At 59.7% G+C, this 15,195-nt stretch carries 17 protein-coding genes and 2 pseudogenes; 11 read left to right on the top strand and 8 right to left on the bottom strand.

The window, feature by feature from the left end:
• Positions 1-19: 19 nt before the first annotated feature.
• The 5 genes from ACVCNR_RS22135 to ACVCNR_RS22115 form a co-directional block, all read right to left on the bottom strand.
• The gene (locus ACVCNR_RS22135) at positions 20-829 is read right to left on the bottom strand and encodes an amino acid ABC transporter ATP-binding protein (protein ID WP_447076689.1); all 810 of its coding nucleotides are present in this window, start codon (positions 827-829) and stop codon (positions 20-22) included.
• On the bottom strand, positions 826-1,485 hold the full coding sequence (locus ACVCNR_RS22130) for an amino acid ABC transporter permease (protein ID WP_447076529.1): 660 nt from the start codon (positions 1,483-1,485) through the stop codon (positions 826-828). Before ACVCNR_RS22130 ends, ACVCNR_RS22135 begins: the two co-directional genes overlap by 4 nt.
• On the bottom strand, positions 1,475-2,134 hold the full coding sequence (locus ACVCNR_RS22125) for an amino acid ABC transporter permease (protein WP_447076528.1): 660 nt from the start codon (positions 2,132-2,134) through the stop codon (positions 1,475-1,477). Before ACVCNR_RS22125 ends, ACVCNR_RS22130 begins: the two co-directional genes overlap by 11 nt.
• The gene (gene ehuB / locus ACVCNR_RS22120) at positions 2,131-3,033 is read right to left on the bottom strand and encodes an ectoine/hydroxyectoine ABC transporter substrate-binding protein EhuB (RefSeq protein WP_447076527.1); all 903 of its coding nucleotides are present in this window, start codon (positions 3,031-3,033) and stop codon (positions 2,131-2,133) included. Before ehuB ends, ACVCNR_RS22125 begins: the two co-directional genes overlap by 4 nt.
• Positions 3,034-3,144: 111 nt before the next feature.
• Positions 3,145-3,699 carry a hypothetical protein gene (locus tag ACVCNR_RS22115; RefSeq protein WP_447076526.1) on the bottom strand — a complete coding sequence of 185 codons (555 nt, stop codon included), beginning with the start codon at positions 3,697-3,699 and terminating at the stop codon, positions 3,145-3,147.
• A gap of 1,119 nt (positions 3,700-4,818) precedes the next feature.
• On the opposite strand from ACVCNR_RS22115, the gene ACVCNR_RS22110 reads away from it, so the two are divergent.
• Positions 4,819-5,775, top strand: coding sequence for a GHMP family kinase ATP-binding protein (locus tag ACVCNR_RS22110; protein WP_447076525.1), 957 nt, complete (start codon positions 4,819-4,821; stop codon positions 5,773-5,775).
• Positions 5,759-6,790: a PLP-dependent cysteine synthase family protein gene (locus ACVCNR_RS22105; RefSeq protein ID WP_447076524.1), complete on the top strand. Its 1,032-nt coding sequence runs from the start codon at positions 5,759-5,761 to the stop codon at positions 6,788-6,790. Before ACVCNR_RS22110 ends, ACVCNR_RS22105 begins: the two co-directional genes overlap by 17 nt.
• A gap of 23 nt (positions 6,791-6,813) precedes the next feature.
• Here ACVCNR_RS22105 and ACVCNR_RS22100 read toward each other — a convergent pair whose 3' ends face one another.
• Complete coding sequence (locus tag ACVCNR_RS22100) at positions 6,814-7,866, bottom strand: pyridoxal-phosphate dependent enzyme (RefSeq protein WP_447076523.1); 1,053 nt, start codon at positions 7,864-7,866, stop codon at positions 6,814-6,816.
• A gap of 421 nt (positions 7,867-8,287) precedes the next feature.
• Here ACVCNR_RS22100 and relB point away from each other — a divergent pair, with 421 nt between their 5' ends.
• The 4 genes and pseudogenes from relB to ACVCNR_RS22080 all read left to right on the top strand — a co-directional run.
• On the top strand, positions 8,288-8,503 hold the full coding sequence (gene relB / locus ACVCNR_RS22095; protein WP_447076522.1) for a type II toxin-antitoxin system RelB family anti-toxin: 216 nt from the start codon (positions 8,288-8,290) through the stop codon (positions 8,501-8,503).
• A gap of 274 nt (positions 8,504-8,777) precedes the next feature.
• Entirely contained in the window at positions 8,778-9,284 is a 507-nt protein-coding gene (locus ACVCNR_RS22090) for a GNAT family N-acetyltransferase (protein WP_447076521.1), read from the top strand.
• Positions 9,285-9,370: 86 nt separating this feature from the next.
• Positions 9,371-9,724 carry a hypothetical protein gene (locus tag ACVCNR_RS22085; RefSeq protein WP_447076703.1) on the top strand — a complete coding sequence of 118 codons (354 nt, stop codon included), beginning with the start codon at positions 9,371-9,373 and terminating at the stop codon, positions 9,722-9,724.
• A gap of 150 nt (positions 9,725-9,874) precedes the next feature.
• A pseudogene (locus ACVCNR_RS22080) lies at positions 9,875-10,567 on the top strand (IS5 family transposase); the annotation flags it as partial.
• Positions 10,568-10,827: 260 nt separating this feature from the next.
• Here the strand turns inward: ACVCNR_RS22080 and ACVCNR_RS22075 are convergent.
• Positions 10,828-11,856 carry an IS110 family RNA-guided transposase gene (locus ACVCNR_RS22075; protein ID WP_447076520.1) on the bottom strand — a complete coding sequence of 343 codons (1,029 nt, stop codon included), beginning with the start codon at positions 11,854-11,856 and terminating at the stop codon, positions 10,828-10,830.
• 103 nt (positions 11,857-11,959) lie between these two features.
• Between ACVCNR_RS22075 and ACVCNR_RS22070 the strand changes: the two are divergent.
• The 4 genes and pseudogenes from ACVCNR_RS22070 to ACVCNR_RS22055 form a co-directional block, all read left to right on the top strand.
• A pseudogene (locus ACVCNR_RS22070) lies at positions 11,960-12,094 on the top strand (IS5/IS1182 family transposase); the annotation flags it as partial.
• Positions 12,095-12,128: 34 nt separating this feature from the next.
• Positions 12,129-12,380, top strand: a complete 252-nt coding sequence (locus ACVCNR_RS22065) for a hypothetical protein (protein WP_447076519.1) — start codon at positions 12,129-12,131, stop codon at positions 12,378-12,380.
• A 68-nt stretch (positions 12,381-12,448) separates the two neighbouring features.
• The gene (locus ACVCNR_RS22060; RefSeq protein WP_447076518.1) at positions 12,449-12,901 is read left to right on the top strand and encodes a hypothetical protein; all 453 of its coding nucleotides are present in this window, start codon (positions 12,449-12,451) and stop codon (positions 12,899-12,901) included.
• A 148-nt stretch (positions 12,902-13,049) separates the two neighbouring features.
• On the top strand, positions 13,050-13,640 hold the full coding sequence (locus ACVCNR_RS22055; RefSeq protein WP_447076517.1) for an HI_0983 family protein: 591 nt from the start codon (positions 13,050-13,052) through the stop codon (positions 13,638-13,640).
• A gap of 15 nt (positions 13,641-13,655) precedes the next feature.
• Here the strand turns inward: ACVCNR_RS22055 and ACVCNR_RS22050 are convergent, their stop codons facing one another.
• Positions 13,656-13,901, bottom strand: a complete 246-nt coding sequence (locus tag ACVCNR_RS22050) for a hypothetical protein (RefSeq protein WP_447076516.1) — start codon at positions 13,899-13,901, stop codon at positions 13,656-13,658.
• Positions 13,902-14,276: 375 nt separating this feature from the next.
• Between ACVCNR_RS22050 and ACVCNR_RS22045 the strand changes: the two genes are divergently transcribed.
• Positions 14,277-15,194, top strand: coding sequence for a dihydrodipicolinate synthase family protein (locus tag ACVCNR_RS22045; RefSeq protein WP_447076515.1), 918 nt, complete (start codon positions 14,277-14,279; stop codon positions 15,192-15,194).
• Position 15,195: the final 1 nt, after the last annotated feature.

Raw genomic sequence — 15,195 nt, 5'->3', positions numbered from 1 at the left:
TGTCGATACAGCCTTCCTGTCAATGCAGCAGGGTGCCGAGGAAGTCGCGGGCCCGCGGATGGCTCGGCGCCGAGAAGAAGGTGGCGGGTTCGGCCCGCTCCACGATCGCGCCCCGATCCATGAACACGACCGCGTCGGCCACCTCGCGGGCAAAGCCCATCTCGTGGGTGACGCAGATCATGGTCATGCCGTCATGGGCCAGCTCGGTCATGACGTCGAGCACCTCGCGGATCATCTCCGGATCGAGCGCCGAGGTCGGCTCGTCGAACAGCATCAGGCGCGGGCTCATGCACAGCGCCCTTGCGATCGCCACCCGCTGCTGCTGGCCACCCGACAGTTGTGCGGGATATTTGGAGGCCTGCTCGGGAATGCGGACCTTCTCGAGATAGTGACGGGCCACGGCCTCGGCCTCGGTGCGCGCCATGCCGGCCACCCGGCGCAAGGCCAGGGTGCAGTTGGCAAGCACGCTCAGATGCGGAAACAGGTTGAAGTTCTGGAACACCATGCCGGTCTGCCGGCGGGCCAGCGCGGTTTGCACGGCATCTTCTCCGAGCTTCGTCCCGTCCAGCACTACGGTTCCCTGCCGATACGCCTCCAGACCGTTGATGCAGCGGATCAGGGTGGACTTGCCCGAGCCGGACGGGCCGCAGATGACGATGCGGGAACCGTGCGCGACCCTGAGGTCGATGCCCTTCAGGACATGGAAGGTGCCGTACCATTTGTGAAGCGCGTCGATCTCGACGGCCGGGGTCTGTCGGGGGTCTTGCATGCAAAGCGGGTCTTTCTGAAAGCGAAGGTTCATGGCGGCCATTCTTCGGGAGATGCTCATCGCGCCGTGGAAACGGCGAGGCGCTTCTCCAGCCATCTGACGCCCTGCGAGATGGCCAGGGCCAGCGCCAGGAAGACGATGCCGGCCACGGTGAGCGGCTCGGCATAGCGATAGGTGTCGGAGGCGATGTCGAAGGCCGCCCCGAGCATTTCGGGGACGGCCAGAACCGCCAGATAGGGCGTGGCCTTGAGGATCGAGACGAAGTAGTTGCCCATGGGCGCTGCGATGTTGCGCAGCATCTGCGGCGCGATGACGAAGACGACCGTATCGAGCCGGCCGAGGCCCAGCGCCCTTGCCGCCTCCTGCTGGCCCCTGGCGATGGCGTCGATGCCGGCCTTGAAGACCTCGGCCAGATAGCCGCTGTAATAGAGGCTGAGACCGGCAATGCCGACCGTCAGCGCACTCAGCCGCACCCCGTGGAAGGGCAGGATGAAGTACAGGCAATAGAGCCACACCAGCACCGGCGTCGCCCGGATGAAGTCGATGAGGAAGCGCACGAGGAGGCCGACAAGGCCGCCCCTGCGCCGCACGATCTCGAGGCAGAAGCCAAGGACGGCGGCGCCGAGAGAGCTCGCGACCGCCACCAGCAGGGTCATGCCGATGGCGCCCAGGATCGCCGGCACGCTCGCCAGGGCAAAGCCGACGTCAAATCCCACGACCCGCCTCCCTGACCGGCGTCACCCACCGCTCCGCCCATCGTCCCAGAAGGGCGATCGGATAGCAGACCATGAAATAGGACAGCAGCAGGGCGAGGTAGACGGGAACCGGGTCATACTCGACCTGGGCGATTTCCTTGGCCCGGAAGGTCATGTCGGTCAGCGTGATCAGCGAGACCAGCGATGTCGCCTTGACCAGCTGGATGACGAGGTTGATGAAGGTCGGGCTCATGGCCAGCAGCGCCTGCGGCAACTCGATGAGCAGGAGGATGGTCGCACGCGACAGGCCGAGCGCCTGTCCCGCCTCCTTCTGGCCGCGATCGAGCGCCTGCAATCCCGCCCGCACGGCCTGGCTGGCGTAGCCCGCGGTGTTGAGGCCCAGAACCATGGCCCCCACGGTCATGGCGGACAGGGTGACCCCGACCACGGGGAGCGCGTAGTAGAAGACGAACAGAAGGATGACGACCGCAGAACTGCGCCAGAATTCGATCATGGACGTGACGAGGAAGCGGGCAAAGCCGGTCGTCAGATATTGGGCGATCCCCAACACAAGGCCGAAGGGAACCGCGAAGACCAGCCCGTAAAGGGTGACGGAGGCCGTGACCCGGAACCCTGAAAGGATGCCGGACCAGATGTCGAACATGCTCATTCGCCGGCCCCGTCCTTGCCGTTGCCGCAGATCCGGTCGGTGGTGACGGTGTCGGGGACGGTCGCATCCTCGGCAAAGCCGTACTTCTTCATAAGCCCGGCGACCGTTCCGTCCTGCTTCAATGCCGTGAATTTCTCGTCATAGAGCGCCTTCAGGTCCTCGTCCTGCTTGCGAAAGGCCACGGCGGCGTAGTTGGCCTGCTCGTCGGCGATGACGAACGGATCCGCCCGCTCCACGTCACGGGCGCTGCCGTCCTTCAGGAGACCGAGCACGGTCGGCAGGGAAAGCAGGGCAACATCGACCCGGCCGGCGCGCAGGGCGGCCACGTTCGACTGGATGTCGGGAAACAGAAGCATGCGCTCGTTCGGCACGCCGGCCGCCAGCGCATTGCGCACGACCACGCTGCCGCGCCCGGCGCCCATGACGATGTCGGGGTTGTCGACGATATCGCGGTAACCGTGGATGTCCTTCGGGTTGCCGGGCAGCACCAGTGCGGCATCCAGTTCCTTCAGGTCGGGCCTGCCGAATGCGACCTGCCTACACCGCTCCGGGGTGATGGACAGGCCTGACGCCACCACATCGAAGCGTCCCGCCAGCAGGCCGGGAATGAGGGCGCCGAACTCGGTCACCCTGATGTCGATCTCCTTCACGCCGAGATCGGCGAAAGCCGCCTTCAGCAGGTCGGGATGCCAGCCCGTTGCCTCGCCCGTCGCCTCGTCGCGATAGCCCCAGGGGGCGCGGTTGTGGATGCCGACCACGATCCTGCCCTCGCGCAGGATGCGGTCCTTCGCGGTTTCGGCAAACGCCGCCTGGCCGGCGGCCCCCAGTGCGGCGACACCCAGCACCACACCCAACCCCCTGGCCAATATTGCCCGGCGCGGGCTCAATCGAGACGTCATGTTCTTCCTCCCATTTTTGTGAAACTTTGTTCCAGAGGTCGCTTCGGGCCCTTGCGAGCGAAGGTCTGGTTTGCACGGCCAGCGATCCGGCTGCGACTGTCCCTGATGCCCTTACGACGGGCCCCGCTGCAAAGAAGCCTCAGCACCGGTCAGGCGCCGCAGGTCCGCCAGCACCGAACGCAGATGCGGCCACGGAAAGTCGGACGGCGCATCGCCGGCCTCGCTCTCCAGCAGCAGGACCTCCAGCTTGGCCACCACGCCGCCCATCGAGTGGGCCGGCGTCCGCGCCAGTTCCTCAAGGAGCCGGGCCGTCTCCCCGGCGAAGCGTTCCTCCGCCGCCTTCGCCCTCGAATAGCCAAGGTCAAGGTCGGCTTGCTCCCGGCGCGTATTCCCCAAAACCTCTTCAGAGCAGGAAGTGGGCAGAGAGCCCGCCCTCCGCGCGATCCTGCTTTCCAGCCGCTGCTGGCGCCGGCACAGCGCAAGGGCCCGCGCATGCGCATCGCGCCAGCGATCCGCCAGCGCCAAAACCGGGTCCGGCATATCGGTTTTGCCTGTTTGGGACGCAGGGTTCGGTTCCGCTGGCGTACTGCGGGAAGCCACGGTAATCTTCGGCCCTTGTCGATGGGTGACGAAAGGCAAAGAAATGCTATGGTCGGAATCAGCCATGATCCGAGCTCCCTACAGCTTGGGTTTTTGGTTAGGCCACTTGGTGTGTTGCCGCATACCAAGTGGCTGCCTGCCAGTTAGGTAATTACCTCATATTTTGGACGTTTCGATTGTCAGACGTGTCTAATTCTCCAGAGCTTAGAAAAGAACGATTTGAGCTGCGGCTCTCTAGCGAATTGCTTACACGCGTTGATGAATGGCGTCGGGTACAACCTGATCTTCCCAGCAGATCGGAAGCAGTACGTCGTCTGCTTACAATTGCCCTGCCACCGACCAAATCGCCATCCTAGCGCAATAGCTGTTAGCCATCGCTCTCCAACGACCGCAGCTTTGTCCGTTTAAGGAATCTGGCTGGATGACGAGAGGCAAAGAGGTGGTATTGTCGGAATCAATCACGATCCGAGCTCCCTACAAGCTTGGGTTTTGGTCAAGCCACCGAGCGTGTTGCCGCACGCAAAGTGGCTGCAAACCAAATCATTACGTACATACCGTACATTACGGACATCGCTGTTGTCAAACGAGATAAACCCTGCCGAACCGAAAACTGAGCGATTCGAGCTACGGCTCTCAATGGAATTGCTTGCGCGCGTTGATGAATGGCGTCGGACACAATCTGATCTTCCCAGCAGATCGGAAGCAGTGCGTCGCCTTATGGAGATTGGCTTGTCTACTCAAACGGCTGCGACATCAAACAAGCTTAAATCCTGATGTCAGGTCTGCAGTCAGCCGGGAGAGGGGGATCTTGCTCTTTTCCCGTGGCCAAGCATGAAAAGCGCTCCACACCTTCAAAGACGACTTTCAGTGATGACCTGATGTGCTCACGTGTTCCGCTCTGCAACAAATTGGCAACATCTCGAACTTCTCTGTTGATGTAGCTGATTCATCACGTGATTTGTCACATCGAAGTTAGCTGAGCGGCAATCCGGTCACATGGCAGCCCGAACAGCTTCTCCATCGTTCTGAAAACACGCTTCTTGAAGCTCATTCCGCTAACAAGCCAAATTTTCGGCCACGAGCCACCTCGTCGAGCTTCGGCCCGTCAATACCAAATTACAGGAAGTGATACGAACTGACGGTTCGTCCATTTTTGACCGAACGCTTCCGTTCGGAGATAAACCCGTGACGACCGTCGAAGAAGTATCCAGACCGAATTTGTCTCTAGTTGGTGCGCGGGGAGAAGGGCACGCGATCGGGCACCATGGCGAGCTGATCCAGGGTGTATTCGAAGACGAGCTGGGACGTTTGCATCGGGGTCTTGTCACAATTCCGCTGGATGGTCTCCGTTCGACGGCCCAGTTCATTGTCGATGAGGGTAAAAACCTCAGCGTCGAGCCTCGCGAAAAGACAAAGGCGCTACGCGCAACCCGTCTGACGCTGAGAAAACTGGGGCAGCCGAGGGCAGGCGGGCGGCTTCGCGTCAAGAGCGACATTCCGATAGGGCACGGCTATGGTTCGTCGACGGCGGATGTCGTCGCGTCGATCCGGGCAGCCGCTGCGGCGTTGGGAACAACGCTTCCACCAGCTTCGGTTAGTCGCCTGGCAGTCGCCGCCGAAACTGCATCCGATGCGACCGCATTTGAAACTGAGGCCCTGCTTTTTGCACAGCGAGAAGGCGAGGTTCTCGAGCATTTTGGCGGCTCGTTGCCGCCATTCGTCCTTGTCGGCTTCAAGGCAGATGGAACTGGCGGTGTCAGTACGCTTGAGCTGCCTCCCGCGCGATACAGCCTCGAGGAAATCCAGCTGTTCCGCGTCTTGCGCGGGTTGGTGGCCCGAGCGGTCCGCCATCAGGATCCCCGTCTTCTCGGCCGTGCCGCGACACTGAGCGCCCGTATCAGCCAACGGCATCTCCCAAAACCGTCTTTCGACTATGTGATCGAACTTGCCGACCACCATCAAGCGCTCGGCATTCAGGTTGCTCACAGCGGATCTTTATTCGGGCTTCTGCTGGATCCCGGGTCTGCTGGCCTGACTTCCCTCATTCGCACGATCTCGAAAAAATTGAGCGATGTCGGTTTTCAGGACATCGGCGTTTTTTCTGTGAACGGGGCAGGGGGCATCCATGTCCTTCAACATTGACTATTTCCGTGCATTGGAAACGCCCCGGCTTGCGCAGCTTGGCCCGAATATCGTTGCTGCCGCATTTCCTCTGATGAAGCTGTTGCCGGCTCGTTTCATTCTCGATCAGGCACAGAAGTCCGGCGAACTGAAAGCCGGTAACCACATCATAGAAACGACCTCCGGCACATTCGGTATGGCAATGGCGCTTCTCGCTGCCGCGCGGAGCTACCGGCTCACGCTGGTGACGGCAGAAACCTTGATCGATAAGCCTTACAAGCGCCGCCTTGAACTGCTCGGGGCAAATGTCGTGGTGCTGGAGGACGAGAAAGGAGACGGGAATCAACCGGGCAGGTTGGCATACCTCAAGCAAGCCATGGAGGATGAGCCCGGCACATTCTGGACGCGACAGTATGACAGCCCTGGAAACTGGCTGTCATACGCCCGGCTGGCAGAACTGCTTGTGAGGTCCACAGGCCAAATTGACTGGCTGGTCGGCTGCATCGGAACAGGCGGCTCTCTATGCGGAACGGGTACTTTCCTGCGGCAGCTCTACCCACACTTGAAGATTGCAGCTGTCGATACCCATCGCAGTGTGCTGTTCGGCCAACCGGTGGGCAAGCGCATGTTGCGTGGTCTGGGGAACAGCGTCATTCCCGCTAACGTCAGACATCACCTGATCGACGAGGTTCATTGGGTTGGCGCCTATGCCGCATATCATTCCGCACATGTGCTGCTGCGAAACCATGGTATTTTCCAGGGACCGACAAGCGGCGCATCTGCCCTTGTCGGCGCCTGGGTCGCCTGTACTCACCCTGATGCTACCGTTGCGGTCATCATGCCCGATGAAGGCTTCCGACACGCGGATACGGTCTATAATCAAGAATGGCTGGCTCGCCTTCCCGGCTGGCCGGGCGAAGCCATCCATGAACCTGAGACCCTCTCCGTGATCGAGCCGCGAGAAGAATGGGAATGGACACGATACGAATGGGGCAGGGCACCTCTGAATGTCGAGAAGCAGCCTTCGCGAGGGTAGATCAAAGGCCGGACATGCAGAAATCATACCCTAACGCGAACGCCTGGGGCCGCTGCTGTTCGTTCAAGTGCCCATTTCCAAGCATCGTCAACGCTTTCGAATGGTCTCTCCTTCCGTGAAGCATCAACCGATATGTCGAGATCCTTCAATCCACTTGCCGTGACGACCGCTACCACCCGGTCACCCTGGGCAATTACCTGCTGCTCGCGCAGGCATCGAACAGCTACAAGAGGCGCGACAGATGCCAGTTCGGCAAAGATACCCTCTTTGGCGGCCAGCATTCCTTGCATGGATTTGATCTGGTCGTTGGATACGCAGACCGCGCACCCTCGCGTATCTCGAAGCGCTTTCAGCGCCTGATAGGTGCTGCGCGTCGTGCCGATCGAGACAGCGACGGTCTCAAATGCCTGGTTCTGCTCTTCGATCCTGTCGTGTCCACTTTCGAGCGCGGCCGACAATGAGCCATGCACCTCGGCTGCGACCAGTCTGGGCACACGGCTGATCTTGCCCATCTCCAACAATTCGTGAAATCCTGCGGCAAGGCCGGCCAACGCATCCCCGTAACAAACCGGCAGAACGCACCAGTCGGGCAAGTGATCACCTGACTGGTCGACAATCTCGTAGGCAAGCGTCTTGTAGCCCTCGATTCCAATCGGATGACTGCCGACGACGGGGTGATGATAGGGGGAGGTGACAAACCATCCGAGCTGATCGGCAGCCTTTTCGAGAAGCGCCCATCTGTCCGTTTTGCGGGCCATCGGGAAGACCGACGCGCCATAAGCGCGGATTTGTGAAATCATGGCGCTGGCCGCGCCGGCAAAGGTCGCAACGACACATTGAAGTCCAGCCTTGGCAGCATAAGCCGCCAGCGATGCTCCGGCGTTGCCTGATGATGCGGTTGCCACGACCTTTGCCCCTTGGTTGAGGGCAGCCGATACAGCGACAGTCGAAAAGCGATCCTTATGGGACCAGGTCGGATTGCGGCTCTCGTCCTTAATAACGAGGTGCGGCACATCCAGCACCTTGCCAATACGTTCAGCAGGGACAAGGGGCGTCAAACCTTCACCAAGCGACACGATCCCGGCGCCAAACGGGGGAAGGTGGCACGCATATTGCCACAGGATCTGCCGGCATGATTGTTCGTGGCGGCAAGGTCAATGGAACTGTTTCCGACCGGATAAAGAGGCCGAAGGTTTGATGGGCCGGCTTCAAGGCAACTCGGGCAGCCCCTTGTGTCCAGCCTCTGATCGGATGGGTATTGGGTCCCGCAACGGATGCAGCGGTATCCCGCAATAATATTCATCTCGGTGAAACTCCCCGCTAAGACGGTCTGGTCCGGGCAACAGCGCTCGACGCCACCATGTCGACCTCGGACATGGGACGGACACATCCGGCTCGACAGCGAACACCCTGTTCAAACAACATGCCGGCTATATGTCAATGAGAATGTGCACTATAATGCGTTGCATTAAATTGCACATGTGAAATACTGAACTGATGGACATACAAGGTATATTCGGCTTGAACCTGCAGCGGTTGCGCCGGGAGCGGGGCTTAACCCAGGAGCAATTGGCTCATCTGTCCGGTAGCCCCCGGGCCTATCTCAGTGGTGCCGAAGCCGGTCGCCGCAACGCGACACTTGAAACAGTCGAAGCACTGGCACGCGCCCTCGGTGTCGATCCGGCAGAATTGATAAAGAGGCCTGATCCATAAAAGAAGACAAGCAAACCGGCATCAAACAGCCTCGCAACATCCTCGACAATCCCGGAAATTGTGTATGGGCGGATCGCGGAGGGGTGAGTACGATTGGCATGTCTTGTTCAGATATCGCCGATCCATTGGCCCCGGTGAAATTCGCCCCCGGCTCAACTGCGCAGCGGACATCTGCAGCAACTTGTTGAATATGGGATCACAGCAATAACCCCCCGCACCTTCCAAACGCGTGGAACCAGAAGATGTCAGCGAAATCCCTGACGGGATCATAGGTATGGAAGTTTCTCTCAAACAGATCCAACATGCCGAGATTGTCACGATTTCCGGGATTGAGCTGAGCGCCCGCGAAGAAGACTTCGCTGGCGGAAGCATGACCGCGATAGCAGGACGTTTGAAAGCCCGACCGAACTCAGAAGACTGCCTCCCATTTCTGATCATGGCAGATTGCAAGATTGCCGGGTTCCTGATGCTTCGAAAGGGGCAGGCATTGCCCGATTGGGCCGCCCCGGATGCAGTCAGTCTTCACAATTTTCGCATCAGCGGGAATATGCAGGGGCGGGGATGTGGAACGACGGCCGTTGTCCGTGCCGCCCGTTGGATTGCAACACACTGGCCACAAGCTTCAAAGCTGATGCTCAGTGTCAACGTCGATAACTTTGCTGCCAGAGGATTCTATCTGCGCTGCGGCTTTCAAGAAACCACCGAATCTCACAACGGACGGCTTGGAGTGGAACATATTATGTCATGCCGCGTGTCCGATCTCATGCGGGAATCGTTGTAGGCGTGCGCTAGCTGAGGTCTGCGACCAGTGATCGATCAGAGTGAGCTCCCGGCAGATCTCATGCTGTCCGCCCGGTTACGCGCTCGATGGGCCTGAACCCCACGCTCATGGAACGGCGAAACTTGCTGCGGCTGTGCAGCCGGCCTTGCGATGACAATATCTCGAATCGACCGGCTGCAGCCATGCGGCGGACGGAGGAAACTGCCGCCTGGCTCAAGGACCTGGGCTACGATGCGCTTGCCTATCGCGCCGGCATGGACAAGACGGTGCACCAGGCCAACCCGATGCGCTTCCAGCATGGCGAGGCGGTCATCATGGTCGCCACCGTCGCCTTTGGCATGGGCATCGACAAAGGTGTCCAATTCTCCGCTCTCTTAAACGGCAATTTCAGGTTCATCAGAGTTTCCAGCCTGAAACGAGAAGAAACCCCGCTTAATTAACTTCCCGCTGATAGTCTTCAGGCTTGTCATCGGACAGGGAGGCACCTCTTATCGTTTCCAGAAACACTAAGTTGGTGCCTTGTAAGAGGCTGTTTGGAAAATCGGATTTGAGGGGTTTCGTTTTCGCATAAAGTCTGATTCAGCGTGTTGATGTGGACCGAAGAGAGCCGTGGCCGTGTTGCCAAGATCGCGCGTAAGACGAAGCGTTATCCGTGTGATCTGACAGATGAGGAATGGGAGCGGATCGCGCCCCTGATGCCGGCTCCTGGTCGGCGTGGGCGTCCCCGCGAGGTGGATTTTCGGGAGGTAATCAACGCGGTGCGCTATCTGGTGCGCTCGGGCTGTGGGTGGCGGATGTTACCCATTCATTTTGGGCCGTGGCAGACGGTCTATAGCTGGTTCCGCGAGTTGGCACGGCGCTTCCTGTTTCAGACGATCCACGACGTGGAACTGATGCTCGACCGCGAGCGGCAGGGCCGCGAACCTTCCCCCAGCGCTGGTGTGATTGATAGTCAGTCGATCAAGGCACCGCATGCAAAAGCACGAGGCTACGACGCGGGTAAGAAGATCGTCGGGCGCAAGCGCCATATTGCGGTCGATACGGACGGACGGCTGCTGATGGTCAACCTGACTACCGCTGACATCTCCGACAGCGCTGGCGCGCAGGCGATACTCGACGGCATTCGCAAACGCTGGCCGTGGGTCAAGCATCTCTTCGCCGACGGGGCCTATGACAGGCTCAAGCTGATGGATAAGGCCTGCTATCTCAACTTCATCGTCGAGATCATCCGCCGCTGCGACGACCAGAAAGGCTTCAAGGTTCTCCCGCGTCGCTGGGTGGTTGTTTGATCGCGTTGCATAGGTCAAGTCAAATTTGAAGATCGTCACCGCCGGATCGTGGTTGTTTCCGCGGTCGGCCCTTGCGACCGCCGCACCATGCGTCTCGAAGCGGGGTTCACCATGTCGAACGCGCGGTCCAGCACATACCAGCCGCAAGACCCAACCCGGGATGACCCTGCTTGCGTCCCGACGAGGACGCCTCTTCCCGCCCGCGAGGGCGGAACCCTTAAACCTTGTTCAAACCACTCTCCAAATTTATCTCCTCATGACATTTCCGTAGGCCAGGCCTGGAACGGCGTCTTGCTACGCCACATCGCGTGCAGAACGACCGCGAGCTTTCGAGCCACCGCCACAGCGGCATGTTTGAAGCCCATACGATCGACGAGAGCGCGTCCCCATCGCTGCAGGGTCGATTCCTGGCGCACCCTGACCAACAGGCTTGCGGCCGCCTCAAATAAGTAGGTTCGCATCAGTCGGTCTCCGCGCCGTGTGATGCCGCCCGAGCGGTCGACCTCACCAGATTGGTGTTGCGCCGGCGTCAGCCCGAGATAGGCGCCAACCGATCGCGAATGGCGAAAGTATTCCGGTGCCTCGATCGCGGCCGTAAAACTTGTGGCGACGATCACACCGACGCCGGGGCATGTCATGAGTAGACGGCACGTTGCGTCCTCCCTGGCAAAAGCGACGAGCTGCCGATCCCGCACGAGAACCTGATCGCGTACGACGCGCCAAGCTGCCAGCAGGGGTTCGACAATGGCCGCAATCGTCGGCCGCCCATCAATGAGTTCGCACACACGGTTCTCGAATGTACGCCCCATTCCCTTACCGGCCATCGGGCCGAAGGTTTTTAGCGTGCTTCGGATCCGATTGGAGAGATCGATAGATACACCCATCAGCTGCGCACGAGCCCCGACGAGATGGCGAACGGCGTGAGCGGCGAAACTCTTGACGCGCGCCTCACGATACCAGCCGGTGCGCACCAGCTGCGCCAAGGTCTCGGCATCTCGGGCATCTGTTTTGTTCCGCTGCAAGGCTGTAGCGGCACGAGCATGGCGCGCGTCCAAGCATACGATGGGAAGGCCAAGAGCTTTGCAAGTATGATAGAGCCAGGGCGTCAGAGGTCCAGTTTCCAATCCAACGCGAACCAGATCGGGGGCATGGCGGCGAAGCGTAGTGGTCAGCACTTCGGGATCACTTGCCCGCTTGCCGCGCCAGACTGTGGCGCCTGTTTCGTCAATGATGTGGATGGCCGTTTCTCTGTTCGAAACGTCAAGTGCAGCGTAGTGGGGCATGCTATTCCTCCGTCTCAAAAGTTGACGCAGTCATCTGACCGCATCGTGCCCCCTTCGTCAGCCTCAATGAAATTCGCCTGCCGCCGGGTCGCGATCAGCGCATGTCGAACGGACGTTCGGATGGATGATCCGGTGGCGACGCCTCGTGCGCGATTACGAGCAGCGCATCGATGTCTCGCAGGCCATGATCCTCGTTGCCATGGGCGGCATTATGCTGCGCAGAAACGCCCATCCGTGATTTTCCAAACCGACTCTAAGAGATGAATCCGCCGATGAAATACCGCTTCAAAAACGACTTCGTGAGCCGAGAGCACCGCTTTTGCCTCGGTGTTGATCGGGAAACGGGCGGCTATTACCTCTCAACACCTGTGTCCGGTGTCAATCGTGCCGTTGAGTGGGAGGCCTATTTCTCGGTCGATTCCGAGCAGTTCGCTCGATTTCGTGCCGATCCATCGGCCGCTGATGATTTCACGGAAGATTGCCGGACGGGTCGGAACAAGGAAATTCTGATTTACCCGAGGTGACACGGGCAGGTTGTATCGGTCGACCTCGCGGCTATAGTCAGAAGCGGGCAGGGTATATGGAGACCAGAATGCGATTTCCGCTGCTCGCTGCCGTCTTGCTGGCTGCCACCTTCTCGCTCAACGCACAAGCGCAATACGATCCGGGAGCCACTCTCGACCTCGGGACGGGGATGGGAGCGACCGCTCTAGGTCAGTCAACCCTCAGCGGCACCCGTCATCTCGGACAGAAATCCCGGCATCCCGATGAACTATCGCCGACAATGCGCAAATACTGCCAGCAATGGCCGAACGAAGGCGTCTGTAAGGCTGATCAGGCACGTCAGGCAAACAGAAAACAACCGTCAGCGCGTGTCGAACGCCCGGGCGAAAGAGACATGAACGCGATAATGCGCGCCATTGCGCCCGAGTACAATCGGCGCGTCCGCCTTTACGGAAGAGCGAGCGCGGATCGGTGGCTTGCGAAAACGGCACGGGAGATGGGGCAGCGGGACGGCGCGGCCGCCCGAAAGGCGATGAAATGATCGGGGCGGGGTTGCGGGAGTCTCCAGCGTTCCTTGTGCTTTTCGAGAAAATCCTGAGTGTGGTCCATCGGCTCGCGCCACGGGCCCATATTTGCTTCAACCCTTCGCCTGCAGATATTGCTGAAGCCGTCCAGCGGTGGGTCGACCCATGAAATCAGGAAGGTTCATTTCTGCTGTCTTCGCGCTGATCATGATGACAGCGCCGGGGGCCGCCCAGGTCGTTGATTACCTTGGGGTGCCAGGTCCAATAGAATTTGACGGGAAATCATACGGCCTGGCATGGAGTTCCCAACCGTCGGCCAATTATACCAAACAAGAATACGTCTCGTCCGGCCAGGCTGTCGAAACGTATGACCAGATGCTGTTACTTGAGAGAGTGACTGGCGGCGTCAAAGTCATCGATGCCGTCCGAGGCCAGATCGATGCGCTCCAGAAGCGGAAAGGTTCCGACCCTCTGGTGAATTTCGAAGTCCTGCAAAAGAACGCTACTGGCGAGGTCCTGCTCGATTTTCTCATCAGCAGCAAGGATTCAAAGGGCGAATACATCGTCGAATGGAACCTGTACCGTTACGCTCCGGTCAAAGAGCCCTCCGGCAAGTCCGGTGTCCTGCTGTTCGCCGTGAGCCATCGCGCCTATGGCAACGAGAACTCGAAGGCTTTCCTTGGCGGCTTAAAGCAATTGCGGACTGCCCAGACGGGTGCACTCCTGAAGGCAGATTTGCCGGAGCCAGGGAAATAAGACGGTCGGGTGGGTTTATTGACATCTTCTGGCTGTGACGATTGCCCAACCCACGAGCGTGAGGATGAAGAGCCCGACGCCGCCCAGCGGCATAATGTAGATCTCCGCAATCAGTTCGCAAGCGCCATCCTGGCAAGTTCCGGGATATCCCACGTGGGCGAGGGTCATTCCTATTGTCATTGCCATCGCGAGGCAAATGAACAGGATCACGGCGATCAACAGCACGCGGGCAAGCGAGATCAGCAGATATCTGGCAGTCAACGGCGGCCTCCTCCACGAGCCGGGAAGGTTACCAGCAAAAAGAGTGGCCGTCTGACAGATGACAACAGGACGTCACGAAACGTCAGGGGCTATATGAATGTCCACTTTTTTGCGGACTCGGTGAGCCATGGCTTGAGAATGGCGATCGCCAGTTTCTCACAAGAGAAACGACAGCAAGGCAGCACCGTCGTCCACCTGTCGAAGCGCTGATCAGCAACACTGTCTAACGGCGGTGGCAATAGTTTTTCTAATGCAATCTCCGTGAATATTCTCCTTTGCGGGCAAGGGGCGCGCCGCATTAGCTTCCGGCGCAAGAGGAGCGTGCCCGGCGGGAATTGAAACGGCGGGCCCGACTGTGTGCAGGGAGGCCGCGCCATGACATTTCGGATGAAACTCGAGGGTATCTACACCCCGCTGATCACCCCGTTCAAAGCCGATGGCACGTTTGATCTGGATGCATTGGCGGAACTGGTGGAGCGGCTGATATCGGCAGGCGTGCATGGCCTGATCTCGGGCGGCTCGACGGGCGAGAATTACGCCGAGACGGTGGAAGAACGACTGGAGCTGGCGGGTTTTGTCACCGAGCGCAGCAAGGGTCGGCTGCCGGTGATCGTTGGCACCGGCGCGATGCGTACGCCCGATTCAATCGCGATCGCTGAGGGCGCGCGGGCGATGGGTGCCGATGCGCTGCTGTTGGGTACACCTCCCTATTCGGTTCCGACCGAGGCCGAGAATGCCGCCAATGCACTCGCCATTGATCGCGTCGCCGACCTGCCGGTGATCCTCTACAACTATCCCGGCCGCATGGGCGTCAGCATGGGGCGGGAGTTTCTCGATATCGTCAGCCAGTCGAAGAATATCATCGGCATCAAAGAAAGCTCAGGCGACGTGAACCGCATCCACACTCTGGCTTGCGACTATCCGCATATCCAGATGAGTTGCGGCATGGACGACCAAGCGCTGGAATTCTTCGCCTGGGGCGCGCGTAGCTGGATCTGTGCGGGATCCAATTTTCTCCCCGAAGAGCATGTGGCGCTGTACCGGGCCTGCGCGGTCGAGGACGATTTCACCAAGGGCCGGCAGATCATGACAGCGATGATGCCCCTGATGGGCGTGCTGGAGCAGGGCGGCAAGTTCATTCAATGCGTCAAGCACGGGGTCGAAGTCTCCGGCCTGCGCGCCGGGCCAATGCGGCCGCCCCTGCAAGGGCTGAACGATGCCGAGAAGGCCGAGTTGGAGCGGGTGATCATCACGCTGAAGGCCACCGTCAAGTCTGTCGTGGGAGGCAAGTGAC

The sequence above is a fragment of the Aquamicrobium terrae genome (genome assembly GCF_052978165.1).
Note: the sequence above shows the minus strand (reverse complement) of the source record. Positions and strands in the feature narration are given on the sequence as shown.

Excerpts from the sequence above, each read along its gene's own strand:
- ACVCNR_RS22135 (WP_447076689.1), bottom strand. The coding sequence starts at position 829 with ATGAGCATCTCCCGAAGAATGGCCGCCATGAACCTTCGCTTTCAGAAA.
- ACVCNR_RS22125 (WP_447076528.1), bottom strand. The coding sequence starts at position 2,134 with ATGAGCATGTTCGACATCTGGTCCGGCATCCTTTCAGGGTTCCGGGTC.
- ehuB (WP_447076527.1), bottom strand. The coding sequence starts at position 3,033 with ATGACGTCTCGATTGAGCCCGCGCCGGGCAATATTGGCCAGGGGGTTG.
- ACVCNR_RS22115 (WP_447076526.1), bottom strand. The coding sequence starts at position 3,699 with ATGGCTGATTCCGACCATAGCATTTCTTTGCCTTTCGTCACCCATCGA.
- ACVCNR_RS22105 (WP_447076524.1), top strand. The coding sequence starts at position 5,759 with ATGTCCTTCAACATTGACTATTTCCGTGCATTGGAAACGCCCCGGCTT.
- relB (WP_447076522.1), top strand. The coding sequence starts at position 8,288 with ATGGACATACAAGGTATATTCGGCTTGAACCTGCAGCGGTTGCGCCGG.
- ACVCNR_RS22090 (WP_447076521.1), top strand. The coding sequence starts at position 8,778 with ATGGAAGTTTCTCTCAAACAGATCCAACATGCCGAGATTGTCACGATT.
- ACVCNR_RS22085 (WP_447076703.1), top strand. The coding sequence starts at position 9,371 with ATGGGCCTGAACCCCACGCTCATGGAACGGCGAAACTTGCTGCGGCTG.
- ACVCNR_RS22075 (WP_447076520.1), bottom strand. The coding sequence starts at position 11,856 with ATGCCCCACTACGCTGCACTTGACGTTTCGAACAGAGAAACGGCCATC.
- ACVCNR_RS22065 (WP_447076519.1), top strand. The coding sequence starts at position 12,129 with ATGAAATACCGCTTCAAAAACGACTTCGTGAGCCGAGAGCACCGCTTT.
- ACVCNR_RS22060 (WP_447076518.1), top strand. The coding sequence starts at position 12,449 with ATGCGATTTCCGCTGCTCGCTGCCGTCTTGCTGGCTGCCACCTTCTCG.
- ACVCNR_RS22055 (WP_447076517.1), top strand. The coding sequence starts at position 13,050 with ATGAAATCAGGAAGGTTCATTTCTGCTGTCTTCGCGCTGATCATGATG.
- ACVCNR_RS22045 (WP_447076515.1), top strand. The coding sequence starts at position 14,277 with ATGACATTTCGGATGAAACTCGAGGGTATCTACACCCCGCTGATCACC.